The organism is Deltaproteobacteria bacterium (assembly GCA_019912665.1).
Taxonomy (GTDB): domain Bacteria; phylum Desulfobacterota; class GWC2-55-46; order GWC2-55-46; family GWC2-55-46; genus UBA5799.
Genome location: JAIOIE010000008.1, coordinates 107,897 through 120,869, shown reverse-complemented (window position 1 = coordinate 120,869; position 12,973 = coordinate 107,897). Strand labels below are relative to the sequence as shown.

General features: G+C 57.6%; 12 protein-coding genes. 10 read left to right on the top strand and 2 right to left on the bottom strand.

Annotation, left to right across the window (positions count from 1 at the left end; translation table 11 throughout):
- Positions 1-101 precede the first annotated feature (101 nt).
- Entirely contained in the window at positions 102-1,790 is a 1,689-nt protein-coding gene (locus tag K8I01_03285) for a GspE/PulE family protein (protein MBZ0219441.1), read from the top strand.
- 189 nt (positions 1,791-1,979) lie between these two features.
- Here K8I01_03285 and K8I01_03280 read toward each other — a convergent pair whose 3' ends face one another.
- Positions 1,980-2,687 carry a thioredoxin fold domain-containing protein gene (locus K8I01_03280; protein ID MBZ0219440.1) on the bottom strand — a complete coding sequence of 236 codons (708 nt, stop codon included), beginning with the start codon at positions 2,685-2,687 and terminating at the stop codon, positions 1,980-1,982.
- 239 nt (positions 2,688-2,926) lie between these two features.
- Here K8I01_03280 and K8I01_03275 point away from each other — a divergent pair, with 239 nt between their 5' ends.
- The 4 genes from K8I01_03275 (at position 2,927) to K8I01_03260 (ending at position 6,014) form a co-directional block, all read left to right on the top strand.
- The gene (locus tag K8I01_03275; protein MBZ0219439.1) at positions 2,927-3,385 is read left to right on the top strand and encodes a YqhA family protein; all 459 of its coding nucleotides are present in this window, start codon (positions 2,927-2,929) and stop codon (positions 3,383-3,385) included.
- A 143-nt stretch (positions 3,386-3,528) separates the two neighbouring features.
- A complete protein-coding gene (locus K8I01_03270) occupies positions 3,529-3,996 on the top strand; it encodes a response regulator (protein ID MBZ0219438.1) in 468 nt (155 codons plus the stop codon).
- 228 nt (positions 3,997-4,224) lie between these two features.
- The gene (locus tag K8I01_03265; protein MBZ0219437.1) at positions 4,225-5,268 is read left to right on the top strand and encodes a DNA polymerase IV; all 1,044 of its coding nucleotides are present in this window, start codon (positions 4,225-4,227) and stop codon (positions 5,266-5,268) included.
- Positions 5,269-5,393: 125 nt separating this feature from the next.
- Entirely contained in the window at positions 5,394-6,014 is a 621-nt protein-coding gene (locus K8I01_03260) for a porin family protein (protein MBZ0219436.1), read from the top strand.
- Between the two features lie 85 nt (positions 6,015-6,099).
- On the opposite strand, the gene hflX is transcribed toward K8I01_03260, so the two are convergent.
- On the bottom strand, positions 6,100-7,719 hold the full coding sequence (gene hflX / locus K8I01_03255; GenBank protein MBZ0219435.1) for a GTPase HflX: 1,620 nt from the start codon (positions 7,717-7,719) through the stop codon (positions 6,100-6,102).
- A gap of 589 nt (positions 7,720-8,308) precedes the next feature.
- On the opposite strand from hflX, the gene K8I01_03250 reads away from it, so the two are divergent.
- The 5 genes from K8I01_03250 (at position 8,309) to K8I01_03230 (ending at position 12,963) form a co-directional block, all read left to right on the top strand.
- Positions 8,309-9,727, top strand: coding sequence for an aldehyde dehydrogenase family protein (locus tag K8I01_03250; GenBank protein MBZ0219434.1), 1,419 nt, complete (start codon positions 8,309-8,311; stop codon positions 9,725-9,727).
- 251 nt (positions 9,728-9,978) lie between these two features.
- Positions 9,979-10,164, top strand: a complete 186-nt coding sequence (locus K8I01_03245; GenBank protein MBZ0219433.1) for a 4Fe-4S binding protein — start codon at positions 9,979-9,981, stop codon at positions 10,162-10,164.
- Between the two features lie 237 nt (positions 10,165-10,401).
- Entirely contained in the window at positions 10,402-11,349 is a 948-nt protein-coding gene (locus tag K8I01_03240) for a CoB--CoM heterodisulfide reductase iron-sulfur subunit B family protein (protein MBZ0219432.1), read from the top strand.
- 14 nt (positions 11,350-11,363) lie between these two features.
- On the top strand, positions 11,364-11,843 hold the full coding sequence (locus tag K8I01_03235; GenBank protein MBZ0219431.1) for a 4Fe-4S dicluster domain-containing protein: 480 nt from the start codon (positions 11,364-11,366) through the stop codon (positions 11,841-11,843).
- Between the two features lie 151 nt (positions 11,844-11,994).
- Positions 11,995-12,963 (top strand): glutamine amidotransferase family protein, encoded by a 969-nt coding sequence (locus K8I01_03230; protein MBZ0219430.1) that lies wholly within the window; start codon positions 11,995-11,997, stop codon positions 12,961-12,963.
- Positions 12,964-12,973: the final 10 nt, after the last annotated feature.

The window sequence follows — 12,973 nt, the reverse complement described above, 5'->3', positions numbered from 1 at the left end:
GCCTTTCCGGACGCGCTCATATATTTTTTCAACGGCTTATTCCAAGAAACGGAATCCGAAGCGCCTGGTGCCGTAACCCGAAAGAACAGTGAATTAACCTGATGGCAGTCAAAAAAATAGGCGAAATCCTCGTCGAGTCCGGACTCCTCAGCAGGGACCAGGTCGAAGAGGCGCTTAAAGAGAGTAAACGCAAGGGGAAGCGGCTCGGCAGCATACTCGTGAGCAAGGGGTATGCGACCGAGATGGACATCGCCCAGACGCTTTCATTCCAGCTCAACCTGCCATTCATAGAAATCGATTCCGCCATAGACCCCGATGCGCTCAAGCTGGTCCCTGAATCCATAAGCAAGAAGTACCTCCTCATTCCGCTATCGAGGGAAGGGAAGGTCCTGAACGTCGCCATGTCGGACCCCCTTAACCTCAACGCGATAGACGACCTGCGCTTCTCGACCAGCCTGGAAGTGAAGCCCTATGTCGCGACCATCGCTGACGTGACTACCGCCATAAACAGGTATTACCGCCTGAACGAGCCCATAGAAAACCTTGTCCAGGACCTGAGGAAGGACCAGTACGTCGAGGTGGTCCACGAGCCGGAGTTCGACGACCTCTCGAACTTCATACAGAAGAGCACCACTCCCCCCATCATAAAGATGGTGGACTCGATAATCATTCAGGCAATAGACCTCCGTGCGAGCGACATACATATCGAGCCCCAGGAGAACTTCGTAAAACTCAGGTTCAGGATAGACGGCATCATGAGGGAGGTAATGCAGCTCCCGAAATGGGTCAACGGCCCGGCGGTCTCCAGGATAAAGGTGATGGCCAAGATGGACATCGCCGAGAGGAGGACCTCCCAGGACGGGAGAATAAAGGTGAGGCTCGGGAAGAAGTCCCTGGACCTTCGGGTATCCACCCTTCCCACTCAGTACGGCGAGACGGTCGTCATGAGGGTCCTCGACCCCAAGGCCGCGGCGCTCGGGCTCGACAGGCTGGGCTTCTCCAATGTCGACTCAAAGCGCCTCCTCGGCATAATAAAGAGGCCGCAGGGCGTCGTAATAGTAACCGGGCCCACTGGGAGCGGGAAGACATCGTCGCTCTACGCTATGGTCTCCCACATAAAGAACGACAAGATCAATATCATCACCATAGAGGACCCGCTAGAGTACGAGCTCCGGGACGTTAGCCAGGTGGCCGTGAACGAAAAAGCCGGGCTGACATTCGCCCACACACTGAGGTCGGTCCTCCGGCAGGACCCGGACGTGATTCTGGTCGGCGAAATGAGGGACGCGGAGACCGCGCTCATAGCCCACCAGGCCTCGATGACCGGGCACCTCGTCTTCTCGACGCTTCACACAAACGACGCCGTCTCCTCGGTCACGAGGCTAAAGAACATGGGGATACCGGGTTACATGGTGGCCTCGGCCCTGAACGGCATAGTGGCGCAGAGGCTCGTAAGGAGGATATGCGACCACTGCAAGGCCCCGTACGCGCCCGGACCTGACGAGGCCGGGTATTTCCCCCCGAAGACGAAGCTATACCGGGGCAAAGGGTGCGGAAAGTGCGGGGGGAGCGGTTTCTACGGCAGGGTCGGCGTTTTCGAGATACTCGTAGTGGACCGGAATATAAGGAAGCTCATATCGACCGACGCGCCCGAGGAGGAGATATACGCCGCCGCCCTGGAGGAGGGCATGGTCACACTCCAGAAGGACGGGCTCCGGAAGGTGCTTGAGGGCGTCACCACGCTCGATGAGCTCGGAAGAGTCGTATATCTGAACGAGGACAGGGAATAGCGGGGCATTAAAAATTTCTATTATCCCCGAGTCACCTGGTTAGGGCGGATAAAAACCCCATATATTGTCATAGATGCGCCTCTTTTTACTTCCACCCTGCCTCGGCCCTCGGAATATCTGTTTTCTAACAACTCATTCAGGGGCGCGGGCCCATCCCGCGCCCCTTTTTTTTATCTGGCGACTCGTCCCTCAGTAGGCGCCGCTCCCCGCGGACCCGCCGCCGTTGTACCCGACGAAAGGCCGGAGGTAATTCGAGTCGCGGCCCCAAAGGGAGCATCTTTTCGTCCAGGTGCTCTCCGGGTGCGTCATTATGAGGTCGCGGCAGACCTCCGAGAGCTTATTGGTCTCGCCGGTTAGCTTAAAGGTTGCGGCGCCAAGGTAATACTCGGCCTCGGGGACGAGCTCCGAGCCGGGATAGTCCTCCACCAGCATCTGGAACTCGCGGACCGCCTCCTCGTGCCTGCCGAGATGAAAGGCCGAGAGGCCTTTGGCGATAATGAGCTGCGGGATGAAGTCCTCGGCCGGGATATATCCCTCCCAGCGCTCAAGGGCGTTCCCTTCGTCGTCGCAGACCACGAAAGCCGGAGTCCAGCCCACCCTGAAGCGCTCGGCCATCTCGCGGTTCTCCTCCGCGTCTATCCGCACCGGCACGCACTCGCGCTCGATGGCGGCGATGACGGATTCGTTAGTCAATACCTCGTCCATGGTCTTCCCGGAACCCTCGCACCCCTTTGACGTAAAGACCAGGAGAGGGAGCCTAGTGCCTCCCCGTACAGCTTCGATAGCCTCTGAAAGGCTTTTTTTCCATTCCAGGCTTCTCCCACCTCCGTTTAGGCAACCCCTAAAACTCGATCTTTTCCCCGGACTCTGCGCGGTTACGCGAATAAAAAAGCTCACATATTGAAATATATGCTCCACTTTTTATTCCCGGCCTTCCCATTGCTGGAAAAACCCTAATTTGTAGAGATCGCCTTTAAAAACCCGCGCTTGTGCCGATATTGAAATTCATTTTCATTATATCGCCGGGCTGAAAGCTGTCAAGAACCGTAATAACCGTAACCGGCGGGGTTTTCCCCGCCTGCTACGGCCGGTATGGCTTGACAGCGGTCTTGGGTTTCTGTAAATTATCCGTTCGAATGGACAGGATACTTTCAGCAAGCCGTTATCTCGTCATCATCCCGGTCGTGGTCATGCTATTTGCCTCGGCCGCGGCTTTCCTCTGGGGCGGGTACAGGACAGTGGTCGTCCTTATGCACCTTGTCTCGACTGCAGGCACTTCAGAGGAGGGGCACGCCATTATCGAACTCATCCCGATAATGGACACCTTCCTCATAGCGACCGGCCTCCTCATCTTCGCGGTCGGGATGTATGAGCTCTTCATAGGCAAGGTCCAGCTCCCGGCGTGGCTGATCATACACGACCTGCACGACCTGAAGGCCAAGCTCGGGAGCGTAATAATACTCGTCATGGCGGTTGCCTTCCTCGAAAACCTCATACACTGGAAGAACGCCTGGGAAACGCTCCTTTTCGCTACAGGCATAGCCGTTGTCTCGGCCGTCCTCATAGCATTCAATTATTACATGGGAAAGGACTGAAGCTTCAGGCCCGCCGTGGGGTTGGAGCGCCGGGCCCCCCTTGACATATCCTGCCGGCCGGCTATACTTTAAACGAAAACCGCCTCAATAAATAAATCTCAGACCCCATCAGAAGAGCCCTCATCCAGAGCCCATGTTCCTCCATGCAGGTTTCGAGCATATCGAGCAGGGCGGAAGAATCCGCGCTGGAGCAAGCCCATGCGGGGTATTCCCGGAACATGGCAGGAGGCCCGGTGCCGGAAACGAAGCAAAGGAAGATACTGGTCGTCGACGACGAGGAGACCGTGGGTCTCGGAATGAGCGAGATCTTGAGGGACGAGGGCTTCGAAGCCGCATACGCCGTGAACGGGATAGAGGCGGTAGAAGCGGTGAAGGACAGCCATTACTCGCTCATATTCATGGACATGATAATGCCGGGGATGAACGGCCTTGAGACCTTCAGGGAGATAAGAAAGATAAGGCCGGCCGCGAAAGTCGTCCTTTTTACCGGCTACTTCAGGGACGCCGAGGATGCGATACTCCAGGGCGTGAAGGAAGGCATGATAGACGAGTTCATAAGAAAGCCGTATTTCGCGGACGAGATAGTGCGCTCGGCAAACAAGTACGCCTGAGCGTCCGTCCCCTCGGCAGCCCTCCCCGAAAGCCCCCCGCATCTAATCGTTTTGAGAAATGCATTTCCCGTGCTATACTGCCGCACGCCTGAACAAAGGCCAAGGGAGTCTCCCTCGGCCTTTAATTTTTTTGGACTGAAGCGGCATGCCAGCCGCATCGGGTCCGATTCCGGCAACTTGAGAAATCCCGGCTACAATGGAACCGATCCGGGAAAAACGGGGTGAGAGATGGGGAGAGCAATAATACACCTGGACCTCGACGCGTTCTTCGCGTCGGTCGAGATCAAAAGGAACCCGGAGCTACGCGGCAGGCCCGTGGTGGTCGGGGCCGACGGCGACCCGTCTAAAAGGGGGGTCGTCTCTGCGGCCTCCTACGAGGCCAGGAAAGACGGGGTGAAGGCCGGGATGCCGCTCAGGCAAGCGCTAAGGCGCTCTCCTTCGGCGGTTTTTCTGCCCGTAGACTTCGAGGCGTATGAGCGCGAATCCGAAAGGTTCATGGCGATACTCCGGGACTATAGCCCGCTCGTGGAGTCCTTCGGCCTCGACGAGGCCTTTATAGAGCTTGCGCCCGCGCCGGGAGAGGACCCCTTCCCTCTGGCAATACGGCTTGCGAGGGAGATGAAGGGGCGCATAAGGAGGGAGCTGGGGCTTACGGTATCGGTGGGCGTTGCGCCGAATAAGCTCATGGCGAAGATGGCCTCCGAGGCAGGAAAGCCCGACGGTTTTTTCGTCATCGAGGAGGCGGGTATCGGGAAGTTCCTGAGGGACCTGCCGGTAAGAAGGCTCTTCGGGGTCGGCCCCGCTACCGAAAAAAGGCTCAAGGACCTCGGCATCGAAACCGTCGGCGAGCTCGCGAGGGCACCGGTCCGGCACCTTGAGAGGAACTTCGGGCCGGAGCGGGGGAAGACCCTCAATGAGCACGCAAGGGGGCTGGACGAAAGCCCGGTTGTCCCCTTCCACGAGCCCTCGTCCTTGAGCCGCGAGGTCACGTTCGAGGAAGACGCCTCGGACCTCCATATCATAAAGGAGACCCTTTACGAGCTGACCCAGGACCTGGTGAGGAGGCTCAAGGACGGGAGGCACAAGGCGCGCTCCGTGGGCATAAAGGTGCGGTTCAATAATTTCAGGACCATCACCAGGTCCGAGACCCTGGAGACGGCCTCGGATTCGCAAAACGACATCCGGGCCGCGGCCTTGAGGCTCATCGATTCCGTGGATATCGAGAGGCCGGTCCGCCTGGTGGGCGTGAAGATTTCGAGGCTGGAGGGTTGATAAACAGGAAAACTCAATTATACTCTTTCACAAGCGCGGCCGAACACGGCTTGACTTGAATCCGTAAGGCAATGGCAGGCCGGGAGCGCTCTGCTGGATGCAAATACTTTCAACCGGAGGGGAGCATGCGAAGAATTATCCTTGCGCTGGCGGTGGTTGGCTGTATTTTTGCATTTTCGGTCCCGGCTCACGCAGAGCCTTATGTCTCGGCCTATTTTGGCGCGGCAATGCCGCATGATTCGGACGTGAGTGACAACACAGGCCTGGGTTTTACAGGCGAGTTCACCTTTGATACGGGCATTGCGGCAGGCGCGAAGATAGGTTGGATGGCGAGAGTGGCCGGGCTCGAGCTGGATTTTAACTGGCACGAGAGCGACCTCGACGAGATAACCGCGGACAGCTTCGGAGTCGGGGTCGATGCGGAGATGAAGGTCTACTCCGCTACGGCAAACCTGATTTTCCGTTACCCCGGAGAGACAATAAGGCCCTATATCGGGGCTGGCGGGGGATATTTCCGCGGGAAGATCAATAACGTCGGCGTTCAGGATGAAACGTTCGCCGGAGATGATGACGAGGAATGGGGCTGGCAGGCGCTGGCGGGCATCGATTTCCTTGTCACGCCGAGCATCTCGCTCTTCGCGGAGTACAAATACAGCCGTGTCGATTTCAGCTTCGGGGGCGAGATCGAAGTCGATATCGATTACGAGGTAAGCCAGGCCTATGGCGGAGTATCATACCATTTTTGAAGGCATCTCCACTTTTTAGAGGTCGCTTGAAAAAAAATGGGTTTCAAGACTGGAGCAAAAAAAGGCCGCCCGAAAGGGCGGCCTTTCAGTTTGCGGCTGACGACTCGGGGGCCTCTCCGGGCCAGAGCCGCTTTTCGAGCTCCTTAAGGAGCGGCCCCATCGTCCTGGGGTCTATGGCGGATATGGCGACCGCGCCGAACCTCCGGGCAAGGTTATTGGCGACCACCGGGTCCATCAGGTCGATTTTATTGAATACCAGAAGTCGCGGTATGTCGCTTAATCCTATCTCCTCCAGTACCTTCTCGACCGTTTCCATCCTGGGCTCAAAAGCCGGGCTGCTGGCGTCAACCACGTGCATTATGAGGTCCGCGTCCTCCATCTCTTCAAGCGTAGCCTTGAATGCCCTGAAGAGGTCGGCCGGGAGGTCCCTTATGAAGCCGACCGTATCGGTTATGACCGCGTCGCGCTCCCTCGGGAAACGGAGCCTACGGGAGGCGGTATCGAGTGTTGCGAAAAGCTTGTCCTCGGCAAGGGTCGAGCTCTTCGTGAGGGCGTTAAGGAGCGTCGATTTCCCCGCGTTCGTGTAGCCCGCTATCGATATTATGGGGATGCCGCTACCGGCCCTCCTCCTTCGCCTCTCGTATCGGCCGCGGCTCAAGGACTTGAGCTCTTTTTCGAGATGGGCGATCCTGTCCTGCACCCGTCTCCTGTCCACCTCCAATTTCGTCTCGCCCGGGCCCCTTCCGCCGATGCCGCCCATGAGCCGCGATAGCGACGTGCCCTTTCCTGTAAGCTTCGGGAGGAGGTACTTGAGCTGCGCAAGCTCGACCTGCACCTTGCCGTCCCTGGAATGGGCGCGTCTGGCGAATATGTCGAGTATGAGCTGGGTACGGTCTATGACCTTGAGCTCCGTAATCTCCCCGAGCTCCCTTGTCTGCGTGGGCGTAAGCTCCTGGTCGAAGATGATGAGAGTCGCGTTCTTCTGGAGGGCCTTTATTATGAGCTCCTTTATCTTCCCCGTGCCCATCAGGTACTTGGGGTTCAGGCGCTCAGGCCTCTGGCACACCATATCGAGTACGTCCACCTGGTCGGTCCTTGCGAGCTCCTTAAGCTCCTCGAGGGACTCCATCTGCTCGTCCCTGGGCCGGGTGGCCACGCTCACCAGTATGGCCCGCTCCCTTCTGTCGCTTACGTCCCTTGTGACCGCGCGCCCCATCTCCTCCTCAAGGGAGACGATGAAGCTCTCTGCGTCGGTATCGAGGGAGTGGAACGGCACCGGGGGCTCTACCTCGTATGTGGGGCCGTCCGGGTAATAGGGGAGGAGGTGCGCGGTGTAGGCGTCAGCCGGTAGTCCGTCCTCTTTTACGCCTATGGCGGTCATGAGGTCGAGCCTGAGGAGCGCGAGGTCCGTAAGGTCGTCCTGCGTAAGGGGCTCGTTCTTTAGATGCGTATGCACGCACCGCAGGCCACGTAGGAGCCTTCTTCCGAGGGGGTAGTCCGGGAGGACCGGTATCACGATCTCCTTTTCGTCGCCTATTATTACGGCGACTATCGCCCCTTTCCGATTTACGATTACGCCTATCTGTCTCTTGATTTCCCTCGAAAGCCCTGCCATGTACCGGCCGAGCTCAGGGGTTATGACCCTGGAAGGCGGGACCCTCCGCTGATATATCCTCTCCGCGGCCTTGAGCTGGCTGGCCTTCAAGCCCGAGAGGTTTCCGAATAGCTGTGCTATGTATGCACCTCCGTTTATTTTCTAACAGGCTGCTGAACAAAGTCCATCTGCTTCGTTGTCATCGTCGCTGGACATTCCGGCGTATACAAAACATACGCCTCATTCCTCGCTCCCCTGTTCCTAATGGGGCCTCGCATCCGGAGTTTTTTTGAGCAGCCAAGGCGAACTTTGCGTTTTTCCTCAAACTGCTAAAATTATAACACACGGGCGGCCCAAAACAAATCCCCATTAAACCCCGTCTTGCAGCCGTGGGCCGGACATGGCGGAGGGGTTGAATATTTACTTGAAACGTTGTATTTTGAGTGCAATCGAACGGGGCATCTGCAATGCATTTTTCGGAGTCCTTTAGGATTCCTGGAGAACGGAATGGAGCAGTATTTCCTGATAGCGACGATAGTAGTTGTTGCGGTATTCTGGATCATAATCCATAGGCTCAAGTGAGCCTGTTTCCCTTTGGATACTGCGGAGGGCGCGGTGGCGGTATTCCGCGTCCGCGGTTTTTCGTCTTTGCTTTCAATCAGGGGCGGGATGGGTTATGTCAAGCCAGGGGGGAGGTGCGATGATGGTCTTGAGCCTGTTTATCGGGGGAGAGCGGATGAACTCCGGCGACGTACTGGAGGTGAGGAGCCCGTATGACGGGAGCCTCGTGGGGAAGACGTTCCTTGCGGACGACGCCCAGATAGAGGTGGCGCTCGCCTCTTCCGAGACATCTTTCCAGAAACTTAAAAAGATGCCCGCGTACAGGCGCTCGGAGATAATAGCCGCGGTCGCCCGAGGCATAGAGGATCGCGGAGAGGAGCTTGCCCGCCTCATCACCCTCGAATCCGGTAAGCCCGTAAGGGACGCCAGGGCAGAGGTAAGAAGGGCGGTTACGACATTCCAGCTCGCATCCGAGGAGGCGAAGAGGCTCGGGGGCGAAATAATACCGCTGGATATCAGCCCCGGCTCCGAGGGGAGGTTCGGGATCGTAAGGAGGTTCCCGGTCGGCCCGGTCCTGGGGATATCCCCCTTCAACTTCCCCTTAAACCTTGTGGCCCATAAGGTCGCGCCTGCGATGGCCTCCGGGAACCCTATACTCCTTAAGCCCTCGCCAAAGACCCCGATTACGGCCCTCATCCTCGGGGAGATAGTGGCAGGGGCCGGCTGGCCCGCCGGCGGGCTCAATATCATAAACTGCACGAACGAGCAGGCCGGGAGGATATGGAAGGACGAGAGGATTCGGAAGCTCACCTTTACCGGGAGCGCGAAGGTGGGCTGGGCCTTGAAGGCCCTGGCGGGAGAGAGAAAGGTCACCCTCGAGCTCGGCGGCAATGCCGGGGTGATCGTCCACGGGGACGCGGACATTGAGTTCGCGGCAAGGAGGTGCGCGCTCGGGGCCTTCTCCAACGCCGGTCAGGTATGCATATCGGTCCAGAGGATATATGTCGAAAAGGGCGTATTTCAGGAGTTCAGGGGCAGGTTCCTCGCGAACTGCAAGGCATTGAAGACCGGCGACCCGCTCGACGAGACGACCGATGTCGGGCCCATGATAGACGAGGCCGCGGCAAAAAGGGCAGAGGAATGGGTGCTCGAGGCCGTTGCCGGCGGAGCGAGGATAATCACCGGCGGCAGGCGGCAAGGGAACATGATGGAGCCCACCGTGCTTACGGATACGAGTCCCTCGATGAGGGTCTGCTCAGAGGAGGTATTCGCGCCGGTCGTTTCCCTTGAGCCTTATGCCGCGTTCGAGGAGGCGATAGGACAGGTGAACAGGGGGCGCTACGGGCTCCAGGCCGGCGTATTCACCAGGGATATGGGCAGGATATTCGAGGCATTCGAGCGCCTCGATGTCGGCGGGGTGGTTGCGAACGACCTTCCGACCTACAGGGTGGACAACATGCCCTATGGCGGGGTAAAAATGAGCGGCTTTGGCAGGGAAGGGGTAAGATATGCGATAGAGGAGATGACCGAGCCGAGGCTTTTGGTGGTAAGTTATTGATTGTAAACAGCCATTCTCCCCCTCGCGCAGATGAATGCGTCATTTCCTAGCGCTTTCGGTTTTTTCACCCGAGGTCCGTCGAAAGATGAGATTTCTCATGCAAAAGCGGCAGGGAAATGGTATAAAAACAGGAAAGCCTTCCAAAAAAAATCTTGTAATTCGATTTTTGGTGGGTTAGTATACTGTATACAATGAGTCTCATCCCGAGGCTTGTCTAAAAAACAAAAAATCCGGAAGGGTGGTGATAGATTTTGTCTCTTAAGATCACAGAAGATTGCGTTGCCTGCGGGGTCTGTCTGCCGGAGTGCCCTGTTAATGCCATTTCAGAAGGGGATATATACGTAATCGACCCCAATCTCTGCATCGAGTGCAAGGGCCATTTCGACACCCCGAAGTGCGCTGAGGTTTGCCCGGTCGATTGCTGCGTGCCTGCCTAAGGGTTGGGCTTCGTACCTGCTCGATAAAACCCTGAGAACAAAAGAGCGGCAAAACCGATGCTTTCTGTCTGAGCATTCTGAAGAAGTACCGAATCCCGGCCCTGCCGTACGGCAGGGCCGGGCATAGTATACTCTGTACGACTTTATAACCCCGGTTGCGGGGTTCTTTTTTCTTTCGTGTAAGTTCCTCGTTCTTTTTTTTCGAGTTGCGCTGTCTTTGCAACGGAAGGCCGTGAAATGAGAGAATTCGCAGTTTTCTGGGGCTGCACCATACAGGCCCGCTTCCCTTTCATTGAAAAGTCCACCCGCCTTGTCCTCGAGAGCTTCGGGCTCCCTTACAGGGACATAGACGGGTTTACCTGCTGCCCGGAGAAGTCTCTGGTCAATAACATCGACCGGGGGGCGTTCGTGCTCACGGCCGCAAGGAACGTCGCGCTCGTCGACGAGCTCGGGCTCGACCTTGTAAGCCCGTGCACGGGCTGCGTATCCAACCTTTCGACGGTCAAGGGCGAGCTGAATTCCAGCCCTCGCGAGAAGGCCGAGGTGAACGGACTCCTTCGCGAGGTGGGTCGCGAGTTCAAGGGGACCTCGAAGCTCCAGCACCTCGTCCCTTTCTTCCACGATACCGTGGGAATACACAAGATAAAACAGAAGATAAAAAGGGATTTTACAGGCATGAGGATAGCGCTCCACTACGGCTGTCACATGATAAGGCCCTCCCATGCCCTTAAAAATGACGACCCGCTCAATCCCGTCAAGTTCGACAACATAATACGGGGCCTCGGGGCCGAGAGCCTCCAGTTCCTCACAAAGCTCATGTGCTGCGGACAGGGGCTCGACAGGGTGGACGCCCACGACAGGGCCCTGGACTTCGCGCGCGTGAAATTGAAGGAGCTAAAGGCCATAGGCGCGGACGCGCTCGTCCTATGCTGCCCATCGTGCTTCCTCCAGTTCGACAACAACCAGTTCCTAATGGAGAAGGAAGGGGAGAAGCTCGGGGTGCCGATAATCTACTTCACCGAACTCCTCGGCCTGGCCCTGGGCTACAATGCCGCCGAGCTCGGGATGACAAGCCACAGGATAGATTGTTCGCCTTTCATCTCGAAATGGGAGGCCCTCTCAAATAGGCCCTCGCCCTCGGCCAGCATGGAGGCCGGGCTTACCGGCCCTAGCGCGCTGGGCTAAGGAGGTTTTTCTCGATGCTCGAAACCACGCTCAATTTCAAGCTCCTCGAGATGTGCTCCAAATGCGGCGCGTGCTATTCGATATGCCCGTCCTGCATGAACATCCCCGGCTACGACCCGAGGGAGGTCATAAGGGACATACTCTCCGGGAACCACGAGAGATGGCTCTCCTCCCGCCACATCTGGGAGTGTCTGGAATGCCACTATTGCGTCGAGATATGCTACCAGCACTACGGCTTCGAGAACGCCATGACCGCGCTTCGCATGGTGGCAACTAAAAAGGGCATGCACCCGCCGCAGGTCAAGAGGGGCTGGGAGATGTTCGTCAAGACCGGCAAGCTCGGCGAGCCGGCCCTGCCGGCCCGGAAGAAGCTCGGGCTCCCGGAGCCGAAGGCCTCGGGCGGTGACGAGTTCAGGAAGCTCTACGCGCTCTTGAAAGAGAAGCGCTCCGGGGCCGGGGAAACGAAATCACAGGAGGCGACCTCTAAAAACTAGAAAGATCGATTTTTTGAGGTTGCCAGGAGAAGGGTGAAAAGCCGTGAACCATAATTACCAGAAGGACATATCGGGCTGCGGCCTTACCGGCCTAATAAGCAGGAAAAGGAGGAGGGTGAGCGGGAGCCATATCGTCAAATCGCTCTGCCTCATGACCGACAGGGGTAACGGCCTCGGCGCCGGGTACGCCGCGTACGGCATATATCCCGAGTTCAAGGACTTCTACGCCTTCCACATAATGTACGACGAGCCTTCGGTCAGGCGCACCGTCGAGGAGGTCCTTAAGGCCAGCTACCATATCGAGAAGATCGAGGAGATACCCACGAGCCCTGTAAAGACCATACCCATAAGCCCGCTGCTCGTCAGGTACTTTGTCGAGCCTTTGAAGGAAAAGCTCGTGGGCGATGTGCTGGAGTCCGACTTCGTGGTCTCCACGGTCATGAGGGTCAACTCCGAGATAGAGGGCGCCTACATATTCAGCTCCGGTAAGAACATGGGCGCCTTCAAGGGCGTGGGAAATCCCTGCGATATTGCCGAGTTCTTCAGGATGGATGAGTACGAAGGCTATATCTGGACCGCGCACACGAGGTTCCCGACCAACACGCCTGGCTGGTGGGGCGGCGCTCACCCGTTTACGCTCCTCGACTGGTCCATAGTGCATAACGGCGAGATATCGTCGTACGGGATAAACAAGAGATACCTCGAGATGTACGGCTACAAGCTTACGCTCCTTACGGACACCGAGGTCGCGGCCTATCTCCTCGACCTCCTCATAAGGAGGCACGGGCTTTCGATACCGGTGGCCTGCTCGGCGCTCGCCTCGCCCTTCTGGAAGAACATAGACCGCATGGACGAGGGTGAGAGGGAAGCGCTTACCGCATTGAGGCTCACCTACGGTAGCGCGCTCCTTAACGGGCCGTTCTCCATACTCTTCGGGCACAGTAAGGGGCTCGTGGGCATAAACGACAGGATAAAGCTCAGGCCGCTCGTGGCCGCGATAAAGGACGATATAACATACATGGCCTCCGAGGAGTCGGCAATTAGGGCCATATGCCCCGCGCCCGAGAAGGTATGGGCTCCCAGGGCCGGAGACCCGGTCATAGTGGACCTCGAGGACTGAATTCGCGGGC

What these genes read in the sequence shown, in the direction of transcription:
- K8I01_03285 (MBZ0219441.1), top strand. Translation starts at nt 102, where the DNA reads ATGGCAGTCAAAAAAATAGGCGAAATCCTCGTCGAGTCCGGACTCCTC.
- K8I01_03275 (MBZ0219439.1), top strand. Translation starts at nt 2,927, where the DNA reads ATGGACAGGATACTTTCAGCAAGCCGTTATCTCGTCATCATCCCGGTC.
- K8I01_03270 (MBZ0219438.1), top strand. Translation starts at nt 3,529, where the DNA reads ATGCAGGTTTCGAGCATATCGAGCAGGGCGGAAGAATCCGCGCTGGAG.
- K8I01_03265 (MBZ0219437.1), top strand. Translation starts at nt 4,225, where the DNA reads ATGGGGAGAGCAATAATACACCTGGACCTCGACGCGTTCTTCGCGTCG.
- K8I01_03260 (MBZ0219436.1), top strand. Translation starts at nt 5,394, where the DNA reads ATGCGAAGAATTATCCTTGCGCTGGCGGTGGTTGGCTGTATTTTTGCA.
- K8I01_03250 (MBZ0219434.1), top strand. Translation starts at nt 8,309, where the DNA reads ATGATGGTCTTGAGCCTGTTTATCGGGGGAGAGCGGATGAACTCCGGC.
- K8I01_03240 (MBZ0219432.1), top strand. Translation starts at nt 10,402, where the DNA reads ATGAGAGAATTCGCAGTTTTCTGGGGCTGCACCATACAGGCCCGCTTC.
- K8I01_03235 (MBZ0219431.1), top strand. Translation starts at nt 11,364, where the DNA reads ATGCTCGAAACCACGCTCAATTTCAAGCTCCTCGAGATGTGCTCCAAA.
- K8I01_03230 (MBZ0219430.1), top strand. Translation starts at nt 11,995, where the DNA reads ATGACCGACAGGGGTAACGGCCTCGGCGCCGGGTACGCCGCGTACGGC.